We start from the raw sequence: 17,508 nt of genomic DNA, 5'->3' as shown, positions 1-17,508 counted from the left end.
GGCCCGTTTTCAGAGAGACTCCGAGTGCCAGAACGGCTGGAAAGTGGCATCATTGTCATGAATGGATGAAACCTTTGCCGCCGCGAAAACGTGACGTGCCGGTCATCTTAGTTTCATCCAGGTCGACTATATACCTAACTAGCCTGGGGGAGTTGCGGCGCCTTCGGCGGCATAATTTCAGGGAATGTCATGAACAAGCGGATTCTGTTGGCGATTGTCATCGCCGTGGTCATCGCCGTCTTCAGCGCGCTGCGCGGCAACGAGCACCGTGCGATCGGCGGCAACCCGGCGGTAGTACAAGCGCAGACGGGGCAGCGGCAGAGCATCGACCGGCTCACGCAGCAGCAAACGGTGGTGAGTTACCTGCAGCAGCATCAGCGGCTGCCGGACTATTACGTCACCAAGAAGCAGGCGCGTGAGCAGGGTTGGGATCCCCGTTCAGGCAACCTCTGTGCGGTATTGCCGGGCAAGGCGATTGGCGGCGATCGATTCTCTAACCGTGAAGGACAATTGCCGACCGCCGGCGGCCGGGTCTGGCGCGAAGCGGACATCAATTATCAGTGTGGCCGGCGCGGCGCCGATCGCCTGCTGTATTCGAGCGACGGTCTGATCTTCGTCACGCGCGACCATTACAAAAACTTCATTCGTGTGGAGTGAGTTTGATGGCAAAAGTAGAGTTTGATTTTGAACAGATCCAGGACGTGCCGGCCTTCTACCGCGATTTCGCGCACAAGTTTGCGCTGGGCGAGGGGTTTGGCGCCAACCTCGACGCGCTGTGGGACGTGGTGACCGGCGATATCGGCCTGCCGGTGGAAATCGAGTTCACCCACCTGAATGCCCGCAGCAAGCGTCGGTTTGGCGCGATCATTCTGCTGTTTGAAGAGGCGGAAGAAGAGCTGGAAGGCAGCCTGCGCTTCAATATCCGCGAAAGCAGCGGCGAACCGGCCCATCACCGGGGATGAAACGGCTTCATCCCGGGATGGCGGCGGCGCTTAGTCGGCCGCTTCGGCCAGCTCGCGCAGGTATTGGAAGATCTGGGGGTAAGCCTTAGGCGGCTTGTTGGCGGCCTTCTCTTTCTGCGCGTTGCGCACCAGTGAACGCAGCTGTTGGCGATCGGCGGCCGGATACAGATCCAGGATCGATGGAATCACGTCATCGCCTTCTTCGACCAGACGGTCGCGCAGCGCTTCCAGTTTATGGAACAGCGAAACCTGCTGGTTGTGGCGGTTTTTCAGCTTGTCGAGCGCGGTCTGGATCGGCTCGATATCGCGGGCGCGCAGCATTTTGCCGATCAGCTGCAGCTGACGGCGACGGCCCTCTTTCTTGATCTTCTGCGCCAGCTCAATGGCGGCGCGCAAATCTTCGTCCAACGGAATGCGGTCCAGCGCGTTTTTGCCCAGATCGACCATTTCGGCCCCCAGGTCTTTCAGCGCTTCGGCATCACGTTTAATTTCACTTTTACTGACCCAGATAATCTCGTCATCGTCCTCGTTTTCATTCTCCGGGACATCGTCGAGCCAGTCTTCAGGCTGTTTGTTCATGGTAGGCTCCGTTAAAAAGAGGCTAATCCTAACAGGTTGCCGGCTTTATGCGAAATTCAACGCGGTTCCTGTTAGACTCAACGGCAGAGATCTCAGGATTTTTGCGCGCCGCTCCGCGTGCACAACTACGCCGCTCCGGCACTTTTCTCAACGATTTTCTGATTAATTATGGCAGATTGATGAAAGTAGTCACTCAAGTTGCAGAACAGCGCAAGGCGCTGGAACAGGCCGTTTCTCAGGCGCTGGAGCTGGCCCGCGCCGGTTCCGACGCGGCGGAAGTGGCGGTCACCAAATCGACCGGCATCAGCGTCAGCACCCGCTTCGGCGAAGTGGAAAACGTCGAGTTCAACAGCGACGGCGCGCTGGGCATCACCGTGTATCACCGCCAGCGCAAAGGCAGCGCCTCTTCCACCGATCTCAGTCCGGACGCCATCGCCCGCACCGTGCAGGCGGCGCTGGACATCGCGCGTTACACCTCTGAAGATCCCTGCGCCGGCCCGGCGGAGAAAGATCTGCTGGCGTTCGAGGCGCCGGATCTCGATCTGTTCCACCCGACCGAACTGGACGCCGAGCGCGGCATCGAGCTGGCGGCACGCGCCGAGCAGGCTTCGCTGGCGGCGGACAAGCGCATCACCAACACCGAAGGCGGCAGCTTCAACAGCCACTACGGCATCAAAGTGTTCGGCAACAGCCACGGCATGCTGCAAAGCTACTGTTCCAGCCGCCACTCGCTGTCCAGCTGCGTCATTGCTGAGCAGGAAGGCGATATGGAGCGGGATTACGCTTACACCATCGGCCGTGCGATGGGCGATCTGCAAAGCCCTGAGTGGGTGGGGCAGGAGTGCGCCCGCCGCACGCTGGCGCGTCTCGCGCCGCGCAAACTGTCGACCATGAAGGCGCCGGTGCTGTTCGCCTCCGAAGTGGCCACCGGGCTGTTCGGCCATCTGGTGGGCGCCATCAGCGGCAGCAGCGTTTATCGCAAATCGACCTTCCTGCTGGACTCGCTCGGCAAGCAGATCCTGCCAGAGTGGCTGACAGTAGAGGAGCATCCGCACCTGCTGAAAGGGCTGGCGTCGACGCCGTTCGACAGCGAGGGCGTGCGCACCCAGCGGCGCGATATCATCAAGGACGGCGTGCTGCAGACCTGGTTGATGACCAGTTACTCGGCGCGCAAGCTGGGTCTGCACAGCACCGGCCATGCCGGCGGCATCCATAACTGGCGCATTGCCGGGCAGGGCGCGGACTTCGCCGGCATGTTGAAACAGCTTGGCACCGGCCTGGTGGTCACCGAGCTGATGGGCCAGGGCGTCAGCGGCGTCACCGGCGATTACTCGCGCGGCGCCGCCGGTTTCTGGGTGGAAAACGGCGAGATCCAATATCCGGTCAGCGAGATCACCATCGCCGGCAACCTGAAAGACATGCTGCGCAACATCGTCAGCGTTGGCAGCGATATCGAAACCCGCAGCAATATTCAGTGCGGTTCGGTGCTGCTGCCGGAAATGAAGATCGCCGGTCAATGATCCTCTGCGCGGCCGGTGCCTACCGGTCGCGCATTATCCCGTCTCAACCTTGCTTACAAATCTCCGGTTTCGGTTTTGCCCGGCCTTGCCTATGGTAACGGTGGGTTAATTAAAACAATAACTGGAAGGTGAGCAAACATGCAGAATACCCTGAAAGCGCTGGCGGCGTTGACGCTGCTGGCGGCCAGTTCGCTGGCGGCCGCCGCCGATCTGGGCGACGATATGGACACCCTGGCGGAAAACTATAAAACGGTGCTGAATACCGATTCCGCCGCTACCCTCAAACAGAGCCTGCAAAACATGCGCGCCGCCGCGCAGGATGCCAAACAGGGCACTCCGCCGAAGCTGGAAGACAAAGCCGCCGACAGCCCGGAGATGAAAGATTTCCGCAGCGGGTTGGATACCCTGATCGGCCAAATCGATCAGGCGCTGGCGCTGGCCAGTCAGGGCAAAGTCGCCGAAGCGAAGCAGCTGGCGCAGGGCTTCAAGCAAACCCGCGACGCCAACCACAAGAAATTCCGCTAATTCGTCAACCGTCGCGCCCATCTTCCATCAGATAGGAGGAGGGTGCCTGCCCCAGCACGCGGCGAAACATGGTTGAAAACGCCGCGCTGCTGTCATATCCCATCTCCATCGCCACCTGCGTTACGCTGCGCCCTTCGGCCAGCAGCGCCAACGCCAGCACCACGCAGGCGCGCTGGCGCCATTGCGAAAACGGCAGGCCGGTCTGCGCGCGAAAGAAGCGGCTGAAGGTGCGAATGCTCATGTACAGACGAGGCGCCCACCGCTGCGCGGAGTCGTGGGCGTCGGGGTGCTGCAAAAAGGCGTGGCACAGCTCACCCAGCCGAGGATCGGCGGGCAGCGGGATGTGCAACGGCAAAGGCTGCAGCCTAGCCAGCTCATGCAGCAGCAGCGTCGCCAGCGCTCCGTCGCGCCCCTCTTGTTCATACTCCAGCGGCATATCCACCGCCGCCATCAACAGCTGACGCATCAGCGGAGTGACGCTGACCACCTGGCAGACCTGCGGCCGCTCGGCGGGCAACGCGCCGGGTTCGAGGTACAGGCTGCGGGTGGTGACGCCGACCATCCTCACCGCGTGCGGCATCTGCGGCGGCAGCCACACCGCGTGCTGCGGCGGGACGACCCAATTGCCTTGCTGCGTGAAAACGTGCATGACGCCGGTGGCACCGTACAGCAACTGCGCGCGCCGGTGGCTGTGCATCGGCAGCAGGTGTCCCGGCGGATAATCGGTGCCGATGGCGATCACTGTGCGCGTTACGTGGTCGATGTCATCAATGCGGACGTTGCGCATGTGTTTCCTTTGGCGGGCAGATTGGCCGAAACGCAATGATAGTTGGCCCTTCATATAAAGCAAGCCAGCAGCCGCCGCCCTACTATCGGGGCAGAAAAATAATGCTTGTTCGGGGCGCCGTTATTTTATCGGCCATAAAGCCCGTGCAAGTTTTCACACCGGGGTGGGACGAAGGTTTTCGTTCTCGCAATACAAGAAGTTAATAAGGAATAAAGCGTCATTTTATTCCAACACCTGAAGCAATAGTTCTTAGCGCAGTTCAATGACTATAAGGTGATATTTCATGTATAAGTTCGGTGTGGTTGGCGGCGGAGCCGCCGGGATCGCTTTTGCGTATAACTTTATAAAAAATAAGTCGGTTAATCATTGCAAAAGGCCGCTTTCCCTGACGGTGTTCGACAAGCAGGGCTTCAAGGGCGGAATGGCATACAGCAGCGATTTTGACAGCCATATATTAAATATGACGCCGGAAAATATGTCGGCGGATATTTTCGACGAAACGCACTTCGTTGATTGGATCGCCATGCATTTCCCGCAGTTTTGCCAGGATCGTTATCCGCCGCGCTGGCTGTATCGGGAATATCACGACTTTATTCGCGACATGACGATTTATATGGCGGCGGACAGTAACGTCGCGCTGAATTTCGTGACCGCCGAAGTGAATGCCATCGCGCCGCTAGAAGCCGGCTACCGGCTGACCACCACCTGTGGCGGCGCCGAACAGATGAATGCGCTGGTGCTGTGTTCGGGGCACAACCCGCCGGAGTGTCTCTATCCGGTGGATGGCGTGATCGCTTATCAGGCCCACCAGGATCTGCCGCCGATCAACCCTTATTCGAGCATCGGCGTAATCGGCTGCAGCCTGACGGCGATCGATGCCATCGTTGAGCTGATGGAGCGCCTGGGGGCGACCGATATCTGCGCCCTGTCGCGCTCGGGCCTGTTCCCCAGCGTGCAGCCGGCGCTGATGCGTCCGCCGCCGGAGGCGTTTGTTGAGGCGCTACGGCGCTTTGTCGCCGGCAGCGATTTTATTGACGCGCATCAGCTGGTGCATGCGATCAATGCCGCGCTGGCGCGCCACTATCCGGGGCCGGAGCGGCTGACGGTGCTCTCGGCGCTGGGGGAAAGGCGCGATTGCTATCGCGATCTGGCAGACAGTCTCGATCGCGCGCGTTTTGCCCGGGAGCATATCTGCAGCTATCTGGCGGCGATCCACCCGGCGGTGTGCGCCGCCTGGGTCAAGATGGATGCCAACAACCGGCAGGTCTTCATGCGCTTTTACAACTCCTCCTGGATGCGCAATCGGCATGCCATGCCGCTCAAGAACGCCAGCAAGATCGTGGCGGCGCTGGAGAGCCAACGCCTGCGTGCCTGCGGCGGCCTGGTGGATATCAGTAAGGGGACGGACGGGTTTATTCTTCGTTGCCATGAGACGCGGGTGCATGCGCAGTATCTGTTCAACTGCACCACGCCTTCCTATCAACTGCCGCCCAACCGCCTGAGCCATCAGCTGCTGCAAGACGGGTTGGTGCAAGAGAACCTGTTCGGCGGTGTGAAGTGCAACCCGCACACGCTGAAAATCGCCGACCGACGCGGCCGTGAGCAGCATCTCTACTCGCTCGGCGCGCCCGCCAAGGGCGATCTGTTTTACACCTCGGCGATGGAATCCATCACGCGGGATATCAGCAAGATCGTGTTTAACAACCCTATTTTCAACGCAAAGAAGGCTGAAGTATGAAAAACGTAGCGCTCTTTGTCGGCAACGACATTTTCTCCTGGCTGGTGTGTCAGGATCTGATCGCCGCTCTGAAGGACGAGTGTGCCTTTACGGTGTATTTCCCCTTGGCGAAGAGCGCCGGGCGCACGCTGGAGCCGGCGGTTCGCCGCCTGGGGCTGTATGAGCGCGAAGTGCTGAACGATTTCGTGTTCCCGTTCGTGGGCCGCAACGCCGCCGCCTGCGACGGCGCCTATCAGTCGCCGGCCCTGTTCCTGGCCGCCGCCGGGGTAAAAGCACATCGCGTTCTCGACATCAACGACACCGCGTTTATCAGCAGCCTCGGGCATATGGATGGGGTGATCTCCCTGCGCTGTTATCAGAAATTCTCCGCCGACTATGTGCGCGCCTTCAGCCGACGCGGCAAGCTGCTGTGGAACCTGCATCCGGGGGATTTGCCGCGCTATCGCGGGGTGATGACGCTGTTCCGCGCGATGATGAACGGTGACAGGGACTGTGCGGTAACGCTGCATGAAATGGATGAACACTGGGACGCCGGCCCGGTGATCGCCCGTCTGCCCGCCGAGCTGCGTCACGACCTGTCGTTCCTGGAAAACATGATGCTGTTGGGCGTACAGAGCGGCGCTTTCCTGGCGCGTCAGCTGATGCGGGCGGAGCACAGCGAAGCGATAGCGGCGGAAAAGCAGGGCGATTCGCGCTATTGGGGCTTCCCGGACGCGCAGACGCTGGCGCAGGCGGAACAGGCGGGCATTGAGCTGGTGGATCATGACGCCGTGCGCGAGCAGTATCTGGGGCTGTTCGTCGGCGATCGTTTCCACCCGCTGGCGGGGCAGTTCTGCGCCGGGTTCGACGACTTCGTGCGGGCGCACGGCCATGATTGAAACCTTGGTTGTATTGGGTGCCGGTTTTCTGACCGGCATCACCACCATTCTGTTCGGCTTCGGCGGCGGCTTTGTGGTGGTGCCTTTCGTCTATCACCTGATCTCCGCCTCGGGCGAGCAGCCCGGCCAGGCGATGCATATCGCGGTGGCGACCTCGACGGCGGTGATGATCCTCAACGCGAGTTACGCCACGCTGACCAACTGGCGCAGCGGCAACCTGCTGCGCGAAACCATCGTGCCGCTGATCTTTTTCATCGGCATCGGCGCGGCGCTGGGCGCTTTCGCCTCTTCGCTGCTGGCGGACGGCGTGATCCGCGGGCTGTTTGTGGTCTATATGGCGGTGACCATCGCCGATTGTCTGTTCCGCCGGGGTTTTTTGATCAAACCGGCGCGCGCCGAACTGTCCCCCGTCACACTGTGGGGCGGGGGGCCGCTGATCGGCGGCATCGCCACCCTGCTGGGAGTGGGCGGCAGCGTGATGACCGTACCGCTGCTGCGTCGCCATGGTTACGACATGAAATATTGCGTCAGCGCCGCCAACCCGCTGTCGATCCCGGTGGCGGTGATCGGGGCGCTGATGTATATCGTGTTGGGGTGGCACGAGATGAGCGGGCCGCAGTATCTGGGTTACGTCAATCTGAACATTCTGGGGTTGCTGGTGGTCGCGGGGATTGCGGGGATCGTGTTTGCCAGGCGCTGTTTGCCGAAGGTGAGCGATGCGCTGCATGCCAAAATCTACGTGCTGCTGCTGATCGCCGTGCTGATCGCTATCTGCCTCTGAGACAGAAAGGGCGGCCGGATGCCGCCCTGAAAACCGCTTAACGGTGGTATTCGCCCGCCGCTTCCGGCTGGTACAGCAATTCCAGCACTTCAATCCGCGCTTCTTCACCGTTCGGCAATTGCCAGGAGATCTGCTTGCCGACGTGCATGCCGAGCAGCGCTGCGCCCAGCGGCGCCATTACCGACAGCTGATCGTGGCTGTCTTTCAGCGATGCCGGGTAAACCAGCGTACGCACGTGCTCTTCATCGGTGTGCAGATCGCGAAAACGCACGCGGCTGTTCATGGTCACCACGTTGGCCGGCATTTTCTCCGGCGGCAGGATTTCCGCGCGATCCAACTCGTCGTTCAGCGCGGCGGCGACGTCGGTGTTGGCAAAGGCCGGTTGTTCCAATAGCGCATCCAGGCGTTCCGCATCCAGCTCATTAATAGTAATGATGGGTTTGGTCATTCCACTCTCCAGTCAAATCAAAGGGTGCCAGTCTATGCACCCATAAATTCGGAAAAACAACACAAAGCAACACCCCCGCGCCAGAGGAGCGGGGGTGTGGGTAATGTCGATTTGTCCTATTGATAGTAGGCGGTTGGGGCGAGAAAAGAAAGAGATCCCGATCACGAAGGCTTTTATCGTCAATTGTGGCAAAAGAAACGGTTAGCCCGGTTATCTATTTGTTATCTCATTGACTTTTTCACCTTGGTGCCGTTTTGCGAAATGGATCTCCGCGCGTCATTCGATTTCCACTTCAAACTGGAAAAAACCGGTCTACACAGAAAATCCTACCGGGGGTAGGGTAAAGACATTACAGAAAGCGGGTTATTCAGGTGATGCGCTTTACGGCTTACTGATTAATGTAGGATCTAGGGGTACTGAAAAGTGAATGATGGATCTGCTTCGATAAAAGAAATTGAACAATCCGATGTCAGCGAAGCCGGAGCGATCGCCGCTCGGGTATTGGCGGATATTACCGCGATGCTGAATGCTGAGAATATTTATACCAATGCGGTGCAGCAACAGATGCTGGAATCGCATATTCGCGCCATGGTGCTGCGTTCAATAACCGGTGAGCCGTTGCCGGAGGTGGATAAATCGTTGTTCGACGAAATCTCTGCCGAATCCATGCAAATGGCGGAGCGCGTGGTGAATCAGTTTGACACATTGCCTATCGAAGAAGCCTATTTACTGTCAGTGCACTTCGAAGTGGCGAAAGATAATAACGCATAGCGGTTAACGCATCGATTTCAATCAGGAGAAAATACCATGGGTCAAATTACCGTAGTGATCGGCGATCGTTTGGGCAAAGGGCAAAAAGTCGGCCAGGGCGTTGAAAACGCAGGCGGAAAAGCGGTGGTTATCCCCGGCGTGGCGGCAGATATGAAACTGGGCGACGTCATGAAAGCGGAAAACGCGCAGTTGGGCATCTCTTTTTGCGGCAGCGGCGGCGCCGGCGCGATTACCGCGCAAACCAAATACGGCTACAAAGCCAAATACGGCATGCGTTCGGTGGAAGAGGGCGTGACGGCAATTAACGAAGGCTGCAACGTGCTGGGTTTCGGCTTTATGGATAAAGAAGAGCTGGGCCAGAAACTGGTGGAAGCCTACGTCAAAAAACATGGCAATCCATAATGAAAGAGCAATATACCACATCGGTAAAGGTGGAGGGTAAAGGCGACAGCAAAGCGAAAGCTTTTGCTTCCGCCTTGGCTAATGTGCAGGGTGCGGTATTAAAGTCCACCAACAATATTCTGCTGCGTATCGAGCCGCAGGACGTCAGCGTAGTGAAAGCGGAAGAGAAAATAACTAAAGAGAAATTTCTTTTCTTCTTTTTGCCGCGTGAAAGAAAGCGCTATGCCGTTTCTCTGGAAATAACCGTGAACGTAACCATTATCAATACCGAGAAGGTTGTCTTCGTCACGAAATAAAAACGTTAGCATAAATGAAAGGGTATACTGATGTTTTTAATCATCTTATTTAAATCGATTATTATCGGTGGGCTGGTGGGCGTCGGCGTAGGGGCCGGCGCCGCACGCATGTTCCACGCACCGACAACACAGGGCATGGGGGCGTTTCGCACCCTGGGCGAGCTGAACTCCTGCGAGGGCGATCCGGCTTCCCACTTCTCATTCGGTCTGGGCTTCTTCTTCAACGCCTGGGCGTCTTCCGTGGCGGCGGGCTCCTTCACGCAGGACGTCGATCACCGCATCATCCCGCACTGGGGCGCGGCGGCCCTGATGGTCAAGAACCGCAATCTGGCGCAAACGCTGCACGATCCGAAAAAAATGGCCATCGCCTGCGGCATCATCGGCATGTTGGTAGTGGCGTTCCTCAATACCACCGCTTCCGCCGTGCCTGCCGCGCTGCAAGTCACCGCGATCAAGGTGCTGGTGCCGGCGGCCAACCTGCTGGTGAACACCGTGATGCCGGTGATCTTCTGGCTGGCGGCGATCGACGCCGGGCGCCGCTCCGGCTTCTGGGGCACCATCTTCGGCGGCCTGGCGCAGCTGATCATGGGCAACGCCGTACCGGGCCTGGTGCTGGGCATTCTGATCGGCAAAGGCGTGGAAGAGAGCGGCTGGAACAAGATCACCAAGATCATGATGGCGGTGATCGTGCTGCTGTTCGTGCTGAGCGGCTTCTTCCGCGGCTTCGACATGAAAGTTCTCGAGTCCTTCAGCCTCGGCGTGCCGGGCTGGCTGGACGCCATTCACAACACCCTGAGCGGTAAATAAGGAGCGGGATGATGGAAGAGCAAACCCAAAAAGGCTTCTGGTACGCCGACTGGTCATTCCCGATTTTTGTTGGCCTGCTGTCCTCCGGCGTGTTCGCCGGGACGCACATGTACTACCTGTACGGCATCGGCGCCTTTAACGAAGTGGCGTTCGTTTCCATGCTGCGGGCGGGGATGGATACCGGCGTGTATGGCGCGGTGGCGGCGTTCGGCGCCAGCTTCCTGTTCGCGCGCATCATCGAAGGCTCGCTGGTGGGCATCCTGGATATCGGCGGCGCGATCCAGACCGGCGTCGGGCTGGGCGTACCGGCGCTGCTTTTGGGGGCCGGCATCGTGTTCCCGGTTGCCAACTTTGCCGCTTCGCTGGCCACCGGCCTGATCATCGGTCTGGCGATCGGTTACGTGATCATCCTGGCGCGCAAATTCACCATCAATCAGAGCAACTCCACCTACGGGGCGGACGTGATGATGGGCGCGGGCAACTCGTCGGGCCGCTTCCTCGGGCCGTTGATCATCCTGTCGGCGATGACCGCCTCGATCCCGATCGGCATCGGTTCGCTGCTCGGCGCGCTGCTGTTCTATATCTGGGGTAAACCGATCACCGGCGGAGCGATCCTCGGCGCGATGATCCTGGGGGCGATCTTCCCGGTAGCCATTTCTTAAGAGGCCTGCGCCAGGCGCCGCCCGATGCTGCGGCGGCGCCCGGGCTAACAGGAGCAATGTGGTATGTATGACTTAGTAATCAGAGGCGCCAGACTGGCGGACGATACGCTGATCGATCTGGCGGTGAAAGACGGCAAAATAGCCTCGGTGGGGCGGTTGGCGGCGGACGTCAGCGCCGTTCGCCAACTGGATCTGGCGGGCAACTGCCGCCTGAGTGCCGGTTGGATCGATGCGCACGTGCACTGCTATCCCGACTCGCCGATTTACCATGACGAGCCGGATCGGGTCGGCATCGCCAGCGGCGTCACCAGCGTGGTCGATGCCGGCAGCACCGGCGCCGACGATATCGACGCTTTTTATCAACTGACGCGCAGCGCCAAAACCAACGTTTTCGCCTTCCTCAACATCTCGCGTATCGGCCTGCTGCGGCAGAACGAGCTGGCGGAGTTGACGGACATCGACAAGCGCGAGGCCGGCCAGGCCATCGCCAACCACCCCGGCTTTATCATCGGCATCAAGGCGCGCATGAGCAGCAGCGTAGTGGGCAAGAACGGCACCCGACCGCTGGTATTGGCCAAAGAGATCCAGCAGGAAAATCGCCAATTGCCGCTGATGGTGCATATCGGCAACAACCCGCCGAATCTGGACGAGATCGCCGATCTGCTGACCCGTGGCGACATCATCACCCACTGCTACAACGGTAAACCGAACCGCATTCTGACGCCGGCGGGCACGCTGCGCGAGTCTATCCAGCGCGCGCTGCGGCGCGGCGTGTTGCTCGACGTGGGGCACGGCACCGCCAGCTTCAGCTTCGAGGTGGCGCGCCAGGCGATCACGCTGGGTATTTTGCCGCACACCATCAGCTCCGATATTTACTGCCGCAACCGCATGAACGGGCCGGTGCATAGCCTGGCGACGGTGATGTCCAAATTCTTCAGCGTCGGCCTGACGCTGCCGCAGGTGATCGCCTGCGTGACGGAGAACGCCGCATCGGCGCTGCAGCTGAGCGGCAAAGGGCGGCTGGAGCCGGGCTATGACGCCGACTTCACGCTGTTTGAACTGCGCCGGGAACCGCAGGTCTTCGCCGACGCCGAAGGGCAAACCGCCGAGGGCGAACAGCTGTTGGTGCCGCTGGCCGCCGTGGTGGCCGGGGAAATCCTATTAACCGAACAAGGGGAGGCAAGCCATGTCTTCGATTTATGAAAAATACGGTTTGAAGCAGGTGATCAACACCTCCGGCCGCATGACCATTCTCGGCGTTTCTACGCCGCGCCAGGACGTGATCGACGCCGTTGACTACGGCCTGAACCACTATTTCGAAATCAAGGATCTGGTCAACAAGACCGGCGCCTACATCGCCGATCTGCTCAACGTGGAGGACGCGGTGATCGTTTCCTGCGCCTCGGCGGGCATCGCCCAGTCGGTGGCTGCCGTGATCGTCAAAGATAACGCCAATCTGCTGGTGAACCTGCACTCGGCGCCGGTGACCGTGCCGCGCGAGATCGTGCTGCCGCGCGGCCACAACGTCAACTTCGGCGCGCCGGTGGACACCATGGTGGCGCTGGGCGGCGGCAAGGTGGTGGAGGCGGGTTACGCCAACGAATGTTCGCCGGAGCAGATTGAAGCCTGCATCACGCCGCAGACCGCGGCGATCTTGTACGTCAAATCGCACCACTGCGTGCAGAAAAGCATTTTGTCCGTCGAACAGGCGGCGGTCGTGGCGCGCAAGCATAACCTGCCGCTGATCGTCGACGCCGCGGCGGAAGAAGATCTGATGTGTTACTACCAGATGGGGGCCGATCTGGTGATCTACAGCGGTGCTAAAGCCATCGAGGGGCCGACCAGCGGTCTCGTGATCGGCAAGAAACAGTACGTCGAGTGGGTGAAGCTGCAATCCGGCGGCATTGGCCGGGCGATGAAGGTCGGCAAAGAGGGCATCCTCGGCCTGACGCAGGCGATTGAAAGCTATCTGACGCTTGAGAAAACCACCGGGCAACAGATGGTGGCGCGGATGACGCCGTTCCTCGACAGCCTCAATACCCTGACCGGCGTCAGCGCCAAGACCGTCTGGGACAGCGCCGGCCGCGATATCGCCCGCGCCGAGATTACCTTCGACGAAGCGGTGTTGGGGCGGTCGACCTATGACATCGTCCAGGCGCTGAAAACCGGCGATATTGCCATCTACTTCCGCGGCTACAAGGCCAACGAGGGCAAGATTGAGGTTGATGTGCGCAGCGTCGACGAGCGGCAACTGATGACCGTCTTTACCTGTATCAAAAACCTGTTTACGGAGAAACAAGCATGAAGCTGCAGCCTAACTACTATCGCGACCGCGTCTGCCTGAACGTGCTGGCCGGCTCCAAAGCCAACGCGCAGGACATCTACGCCGCGGCGGAAGGCCATGTGCTGGTGGGCGTGCTCTCCAAGAACTACCCGGACGTCGACAGCGCGGTGACCGACATGCTGCGCTATGCGCGCCTGATCGAAAACGCACTGTCGGTTGGCCTGGGCGCCGGCGATCCGAAACAGTCGGCGATGGTCAGCCTGATCGCTCAGCAGGTGCAGCCGCAGCACGTTAACCAGGTGTTTACCGGCGTCGGCGCTAGCCGCGCGCTGCTGGGCCAGAACGACAGCGTGGTCAACGGCCTGGTATCGCCGACCGGCCGCGTCGGCTGGGTGAAGATTTCTACCGGCCCCTTGAGCGCCGCGGCGCCTGACGGCATCGTGCCGGTGGAAACCGCCATCGCTTTGCTGAAGGACATGGGCGGCAGCTCCATCAAGTATTTCCCGATGGGCGGCCTGAAATGCAAGGACGAATACCAGTACGTTGCCAAGGCCTGCGCCGAACATGACTTTATGCTGGAGCCGACCGGCGGCATCGATCTGGAGAACTACGAGCCGATCGTCGAGATCGCGCTGGCGGCCGGCGTGAAACGGGTGATCCCGCATATCTATAGCTCGATCATCGACGCCGCCAGCGGCGACACGCGTCCGCAGGACGTGAAAACCCTGCTGGCGATGACCAAAAAGCTGGTGGGCTGAACGCACAATGGGATGAGGTAAACGCTGGGAGGCGAAGGTTTTCCCGTGGCGCGGCATGCCGCGCCGTTACCTATACTCAGGTCTGAGGATTACTATGCGAAACTGGCAGGCTCCAACCCGACGCACCGCGTTGTTCCTGGCGCTGCTGGCCGTGACCGGCCCGGCGCTGCATGCTGAGGATGCAATGAATTCCACGTCATCTCATTTCGCCTATATCGGCACCTACAATCCCAACGGCGAAGGCGTTTACCGGGTGCAGGTCGATCCGGCCAGCGGTGCGCTGAGCCACGCCACGCTGGTCAGCAACGTGCCGAATCCGGCGCAGCTGACGTTGGGCGCTGATGGCAAGACGCTGTATGTCGCCAGCGAAGTGGCCGATTTCAACGGCGGCAAACACGGCAGCATCACCGCTTACCGGGTCAATCCGGCCGACGGCGGCCTGACGCAGCTCAACCAGGTGGATTCGCAGGGGGCGGGGCCGGTGTATCTCTCCTCGACGCCGGACGGGCGGCATTTGCTGGTGGCCAACTACGTCAGCGGCAGCGTGGCGGCTTTCCCGATCGAAGCGGACGGCAGCCTGGGCGCCGCCAGCTCGGTGCAGCAACAGCAGGGCCCGGCGGGCGCGGCCAAACCGGCGGCGGCGGTGAACGGCAGCTTCGCCATCAGCGATCACAATGGCCCGCATGCCCATATGATCGCCAGCGATCCGAGCGGCAAGTTCGTGTTCTCCACCGATCTGGGGTTGGATCGCATCTACCAATGGCGCTTTGACGCGGCGAGCGGCCGGCTGACGCCGAACGATCCGCCGTGGATCGCCGCCTCTTCCGCCGGCGCGGGTCCGCGTCACTTTGTGTTCCATCCGGACGGCGAAACCGTGCTGCTGGTGAACGAAGAGGCCTCGACGTTGACCAGCTACCGTTTTGATCGCCAAAAAGGTACTCTGAAACAACTGCATGCGGTTTCCGCGCTGCCCGCCGACTATCAGGGCACCAGCTTCGCTTCGGGGCTGGCGCTCAGCAAGAACGGCGACACGCTGTACGTCGCCAACCGGCTGCATAACAGCATTGCCCAGTTCAGCGTGGGCGCCGGCGGTGAGTTGAAACCGGTGGCGGAAACCTGGACGCGTGGCGATTATCCGCGTTCGCTGGCGCTGAGCCCGGATGGCCGCTATCTGTATGCGTTGAACCAGCGCAGCGATAACGTCACCCGCTTCAGCGTAAACCCGACGGATGGCAAACTCAGCTTTGTGGGCGGCTATCTGCCGATCGGCAGCCCCTCGCAAATGGCGTTCCTGCCGCCGCCGAAGTAACCCGTGGCCCGCCCGGTTCACCGGGCGGGTTGCCTGATTGACGGACACAGAATGGTGCGATTTCCTTACCCGCGTTTGGCTTACTTGTTCGATGCTTTGCAAACCGAGACTTTGCCGCAGGATGAGCTGGCGAAGCGTTTCGCTGTGTCTACCCGCACGGTGCGGGCGGATATCACCGCGCTGAACGAGATCCTGGATAAATACGGCGCGCGTTTCGTGCATAACCGCGGGGCCGGCTATCGCCTGCAGGTCGATAACGCCGCGCTGTTCAGCGCCCTGCAGCATCAGGAGCGCCGCAAGCACGCCACCCCGCGCAGCGCGCAGGAGCGGGTGCATTATCTGCTGGTGCGTTTTTTGACCTCAGCCTTTTCCCTCAAACTGGAGGATCTGGCCGACGAATGGTTCGTCAGCCGCGGCACGCTGCAAAACGACATGGCTGAGGTGAGAGAGCGCCTGGCGCACTATCAATTGACGATCGAAACCAAGCCGCGCTACGGCATGAAGCTGTTCGGCGCCGAGATGGCGATCCGTGCCTGCCTCACCGATCTGCTGTTCCAGCTGCAGCTGGCCGATGCCGAGAACCCGCTGCTCAACAACGAGATCCTGCTGCAGCCGCAGGTAGCGGCGTTCGCCGGATTGCTGCACCCGCTGCTGTCGCAATATGCCATTCGCCTGACCGACGAGGGCGAACAGTACCTGATCTTCTACTGCGCGGTGGCGCTGCGGCGCATTAACGACGGCTATCCGCTGCCGGACTTCGAGGTGGAGGACGGCGACGACGCGGTGCGTCAGGTGTCGACCCGCCTGGCGTCGGAGCTGCGTGCGGCCTCCGGCAAAGAGATCTCGATGGCCGAAGAGGCCTATCTGCGGGTCAACATCGCCGCGCGGCGCGTGCAGGACGTGCAGCCGACCGAGATCAACGCCGACGATGAAGAAGCGCTGGTGGACTACATCCTGTCCTACATCAACGCGCACTATAACTACAACCTGCAGGGCGACGAGCAGCTGCGGGCCGATCTGCTCACCCATATCAAGACCATGATTACGCGGGTGAAATACCAGATCAATATCCCCAATCCGCTGTTGGCCAATATCAAGCAGCACTATCCGATGGCTTACGACGTGACGCTGGCGGCGGTCTCCAGCTGGGGCAAATACACCCCCTATACCCTGAGCGAGAACGAGATAGGCTATCTGGTGTTGCACATCGGTGTGGGGCTGGAGCGGCATTACAACATCGGTTATGAACGGCACCCACAGGTGATGCTGGTGTGCGATACCGGCAACTCGACGGTGCGCATGATCCAGGCGCAGATTGCGCGCAAATATCCGCAGCTGGTGATGACGCGCATCGTCTCACTGCGCGATTACGAGATGCTTGCACATATCGACGAAGACTTCGTGATTTCCAACGCCCGCATCGGCGAAAAGAACAAGCCAGTGGTGGTGATGTCGCCGTTCCCGACCGATTACCAGCTGGAGCAACTGGGCAAGCTGGTGCTGGTGGATCGCACCAGACCGTACATGCTGGAGAAGTTCTTCGACGCCGAGCATTTCATGGTGCTCAACGAGCCGCTGACGCAGGCGGAGCTGTTCAGCCGGGTGTGCGGCCAACTGGAGCGGGAGGGGTACGTCGGCGCGGATTTTTATCCGTCGCTGGTCGAACGCGAGGCGATCGTCTCCACGCTGCTGGGCGAGGGCATCGCGCTGCCGCACTCGCTGGGGCTGCTGGCCAAAAAAACCGTGGTGGTGACGCTGCTGGCGCCGCAGGGCGTCGCCTGGGGTGAAGGCGAGGTCGCGCACGTGATTTTCCTGCTGGCGATCAGCAAGAGCGACTATGAAGAGGCGATGGCGATCTACGAGCTGTTCGTTACCTTCGTGCGTGAACGCTCAATGAGCCGCCTGTTGGGCAGCGACAGCTTCGACAGCTTTAAAGCGGTGGCGCTGGACTGCCTGAGCCGAAGTTGAGTGGGAGATGATATGGGGAGGCGCAAGGGCGCG

20 protein-coding genes are annotated in these 17,508 nt (G+C 60.4%); 17 read left to right on the top strand and 3 right to left on the bottom strand.

Annotated elements, in window-relative coordinates:
* Window positions 1–189: 189 nt before the first annotated feature.
* Together FUU19_RS21485 and FUU19_RS21480 are read left to right on the top strand one after the other, a co-directional pair.
* The gene (locus tag FUU19_RS21485) at window positions 190–657 is read left to right on the top strand and encodes a ribonuclease (protein WP_141972374.1); all 468 of its coding nucleotides are present in this window, start codon (window positions 190–192) and stop codon (window positions 655–657) included.
* Window positions 658–662: 5 nt separating this feature from the next.
* Window positions 663–962, top strand: coding sequence for a barstar family protein (locus tag FUU19_RS21480; protein ID WP_141972376.1), 300 nt, complete (start codon window positions 663–665; stop codon window positions 960–962).
* Window positions 963–992: 30 nt separating this feature from the next.
* On the opposite strand, the gene yjgA is transcribed toward FUU19_RS21480, so the two are convergent.
* On the bottom strand, window positions 993–1,541 hold the full coding sequence (yjgA, locus tag FUU19_RS21475) for a ribosome biogenesis factor YjgA (RefSeq protein ID WP_230489672.1): 549 nt from the start codon (window positions 1,539–1,541) through the stop codon (window positions 993–995).
* A 179-nt stretch (window positions 1,542–1,720) separates the two neighbouring features.
* Between yjgA and pmbA the strand changes: the two genes are divergently transcribed.
* Window positions 1,721–3,061, top strand: coding sequence for a metalloprotease PmbA (gene pmbA, locus FUU19_RS21470; RefSeq protein WP_230489671.1), 1,341 nt, complete (start codon window positions 1,721–1,723; stop codon window positions 3,059–3,061).
* Window positions 3,062–3,199: 138 nt separating this feature from the next.
* On the top strand, window positions 3,200–3,586 hold the full coding sequence (gene cybC, locus FUU19_RS21465) for a cytochrome b562 (protein WP_197780890.1): 387 nt from the start codon (window positions 3,200–3,202) through the stop codon (window positions 3,584–3,586).
* A 4-nt stretch (window positions 3,587–3,590) separates the two neighbouring features.
* Here the strand turns inward: cybC and FUU19_RS21460 are convergent, their stop codons facing one another.
* Window positions 3,591–4,373 (bottom strand): AraC family transcriptional regulator, encoded by a 783-nt coding sequence (locus tag FUU19_RS21460; protein WP_230489670.1) that lies wholly within the window; start codon window positions 4,371–4,373, stop codon window positions 3,591–3,593.
* 283 nt (window positions 4,374–4,656) lie between these two features.
* Between FUU19_RS21460 and FUU19_RS21455 the strand changes: the two genes are divergently transcribed.
* From FUU19_RS21455 to FUU19_RS21445, 3 genes are read left to right on the top strand one after another with little or no spacing between them, the layout of a single operon-like run.
* The gene (locus FUU19_RS21455; protein WP_230489669.1) at window positions 4,657–6,111 is read left to right on the top strand and encodes an FAD/NAD(P)-binding protein; all 1,455 of its coding nucleotides are present in this window, start codon (window positions 4,657–4,659) and stop codon (window positions 6,109–6,111) included.
* Entirely contained in the window at window positions 6,108–6,989 is an 882-nt protein-coding gene (locus FUU19_RS21450) for a formyltransferase family protein (RefSeq protein ID WP_230489668.1), read from the top strand. Before FUU19_RS21455 ends, FUU19_RS21450 begins: the two co-directional genes overlap by 4 nt.
* On the top strand, window positions 6,982–7,770 hold the full coding sequence (locus FUU19_RS21445) for a sulfite exporter TauE/SafE family protein (protein WP_197833739.1): 789 nt from the start codon (window positions 6,982–6,984) through the stop codon (window positions 7,768–7,770). Before FUU19_RS21450 ends, FUU19_RS21445 begins: the two co-directional genes overlap by 8 nt.
* Before the next feature lie 37 nt (window positions 7,771–7,807).
* Here the strand turns inward: FUU19_RS21445 and rnk are convergent, their stop codons facing one another.
* Window positions 7,808–8,218: a nucleoside diphosphate kinase regulator gene (gene rnk, locus FUU19_RS21440; RefSeq protein ID WP_004936993.1), complete on the bottom strand. Its 411-nt coding sequence runs from the start codon at window positions 8,216–8,218 to the stop codon at window positions 7,808–7,810.
* Window positions 8,219–8,662: 444 nt separating this feature from the next.
* On the opposite strand from rnk, the gene FUU19_RS21435 reads away from it, so the two are divergent.
* The 10 genes from FUU19_RS21435 to FUU19_RS21390 all read left to right on the top strand — a co-directional run bounded on the left by FUU19_RS21435 (window position 8,663) and on the right by FUU19_RS21390 (window position 17,475).
* Window positions 8,663–8,989 (top strand): glycine dehydrogenase, encoded by a 327-nt coding sequence (locus FUU19_RS21435; protein WP_373275471.1) that lies wholly within the window; start codon window positions 8,663–8,665, stop codon window positions 8,987–8,989.
* Window positions 8,990–9,025: 36 nt separating this feature from the next.
* On the top strand, window positions 9,026–9,391 hold the full coding sequence (locus FUU19_RS21430; RefSeq protein ID WP_004937000.1) for a glycine-rich SFCGS family protein: 366 nt from the start codon (window positions 9,026–9,028) through the stop codon (window positions 9,389–9,391).
* Window positions 9,391–9,687: a DUF4312 family protein gene (locus FUU19_RS21425; protein WP_047729783.1), complete on the top strand. Its 297-nt coding sequence runs from the start codon at window positions 9,391–9,393 to the stop codon at window positions 9,685–9,687. The genes FUU19_RS21430 and FUU19_RS21425 overlap by 1 nt, the downstream gene beginning before the upstream one ends.
* Window positions 9,688–9,717: 30 nt before the next feature.
* On the top strand, window positions 9,718–10,494 hold the full coding sequence (locus FUU19_RS21420; protein WP_004937006.1) for a DUF4311 domain-containing protein: 777 nt from the start codon (window positions 9,718–9,720) through the stop codon (window positions 10,492–10,494).
* 11 nt (window positions 10,495–10,505) lie between these two features.
* Window positions 10,506–11,156, top strand: coding sequence for a DUF4310 family protein (locus FUU19_RS21415; RefSeq protein WP_004937013.1), 651 nt, complete (start codon window positions 10,506–10,508; stop codon window positions 11,154–11,156).
* A 63-nt stretch (window positions 11,157–11,219) separates the two neighbouring features.
* Window positions 11,220–12,359 carry an amidohydrolase/deacetylase family metallohydrolase gene (locus tag FUU19_RS21410; RefSeq protein ID WP_230489667.1) on the top strand — a complete coding sequence of 380 codons (1,140 nt, stop codon included), beginning with the start codon at window positions 11,220–11,222 and terminating at the stop codon, window positions 12,357–12,359.
* Window positions 12,343–13,461: a DgaE family pyridoxal phosphate-dependent ammonia lyase gene (locus FUU19_RS21405; protein WP_141972390.1), complete on the top strand. Its 1,119-nt coding sequence runs from the start codon at window positions 12,343–12,345 to the stop codon at window positions 13,459–13,461. The genes FUU19_RS21410 and FUU19_RS21405 overlap by 17 nt, the downstream gene beginning before the upstream one ends.
* Window positions 13,458–14,198 (top strand): 2-dehydro-3-deoxy-phosphogluconate aldolase, encoded by a 741-nt coding sequence (dagF, locus tag FUU19_RS21400; RefSeq protein WP_033648993.1) that lies wholly within the window; start codon window positions 13,458–13,460, stop codon window positions 14,196–14,198. Before FUU19_RS21405 ends, dagF begins: the two co-directional genes overlap by 4 nt.
* 94 nt (window positions 14,199–14,292) lie before the next feature.
* Entirely contained in the window at window positions 14,293–15,507 is a 1,215-nt protein-coding gene (locus FUU19_RS21395; protein ID WP_230489666.1) for a lactonase family protein, read from the top strand.
* Between the two features lie 51 nt (window positions 15,508–15,558).
* Window positions 15,559–17,475 carry a BglG family transcription antiterminator gene (locus tag FUU19_RS21390; RefSeq protein WP_141972396.1) on the top strand — a complete coding sequence of 639 codons (1,917 nt, stop codon included), beginning with the start codon at window positions 15,559–15,561 and terminating at the stop codon, window positions 17,473–17,475.
* Window positions 17,476–17,508: the final 33 nt, after the last annotated feature.

Source organism: Serratia montpellierensis, from assembly GCF_020858655.1.
GTDB lineage: Bacteria > Pseudomonadota > Gammaproteobacteria > Enterobacterales > Enterobacteriaceae > Serratia > Serratia montpellierensis.
Note: the sequence above shows the minus strand (reverse complement) of the source record. Positions and strands in the feature narration are given on the sequence as shown.

Bases quoted from the DNA above. Each gene is read 5' to 3' on its own strand.
- FUU19_RS21455 (WP_230489669.1), top strand. From the start codon at position 4,657: ATGTATAAGTTCGGTGTGGTTGGCGGCGGAGCCGCCGGGATCGCTTTT.
- FUU19_RS21420 (WP_004937006.1), top strand. From the start codon at position 9,718: ATGTTTTTAATCATCTTATTTAAATCGATTATTATCGGTGGGCTGGTG.
- FUU19_RS21405 (WP_141972390.1), top strand. From the start codon at position 12,343: ATGTCTTCGATTTATGAAAAATACGGTTTGAAGCAGGTGATCAACACC.
- FUU19_RS21450 (WP_230489668.1), top strand. From the start codon at position 6,108: ATGAAAAACGTAGCGCTCTTTGTCGGCAACGACATTTTCTCCTGGCTG.
- FUU19_RS21485 (WP_141972374.1), top strand. From the start codon at position 190: ATGAACAAGCGGATTCTGTTGGCGATTGTCATCGCCGTGGTCATCGCC.
- FUU19_RS21480 (WP_141972376.1), top strand. From the start codon at position 663: ATGGCAAAAGTAGAGTTTGATTTTGAACAGATCCAGGACGTGCCGGCC.
- yjgA (WP_230489672.1), bottom strand. From the start codon at position 1,541: ATGAACAAACAGCCTGAAGACTGGCTCGACGATGTCCCGGAGAATGAA.
- pmbA (WP_230489671.1), top strand. From the start codon at position 1,721: ATGAAAGTAGTCACTCAAGTTGCAGAACAGCGCAAGGCGCTGGAACAG.
- FUU19_RS21395 (WP_230489666.1), top strand. From the start codon at position 14,293: ATGCGAAACTGGCAGGCTCCAACCCGACGCACCGCGTTGTTCCTGGCG.
- FUU19_RS21410 (WP_230489667.1), top strand. From the start codon at position 11,220: ATGTATGACTTAGTAATCAGAGGCGCCAGACTGGCGGACGATACGCTG.
- FUU19_RS21425 (WP_047729783.1), top strand. From the start codon at position 9,391: ATGAAAGAGCAATATACCACATCGGTAAAGGTGGAGGGTAAAGGCGAC.
- FUU19_RS21430 (WP_004937000.1), top strand. From the start codon at position 9,026: ATGGGTCAAATTACCGTAGTGATCGGCGATCGTTTGGGCAAAGGGCAA.
- rnk (WP_004936993.1), bottom strand. From the start codon at position 8,218: ATGACCAAACCCATCATTACTATTAATGAGCTGGATGCGGAACGCCTG.
- FUU19_RS21445 (WP_197833739.1), top strand. From the start codon at position 6,982: ATGATTGAAACCTTGGTTGTATTGGGTGCCGGTTTTCTGACCGGCATC.
- FUU19_RS21390 (WP_141972396.1), top strand. From the start codon at position 15,559: ATGGTGCGATTTCCTTACCCGCGTTTGGCTTACTTGTTCGATGCTTTG.
- dagF (WP_033648993.1), top strand. From the start codon at position 13,458: ATGAAGCTGCAGCCTAACTACTATCGCGACCGCGTCTGCCTGAACGTG.
- FUU19_RS21415 (WP_004937013.1), top strand. From the start codon at position 10,506: ATGGAAGAGCAAACCCAAAAAGGCTTCTGGTACGCCGACTGGTCATTC.
- cybC (WP_197780890.1), top strand. From the start codon at position 3,200: ATGCAGAATACCCTGAAAGCGCTGGCGGCGTTGACGCTGCTGGCGGCC.
- FUU19_RS21460 (WP_230489670.1), bottom strand. From the start codon at position 4,373: ATGCGCAACGTCCGCATTGATGACATCGACCACGTAACGCGCACAGTG.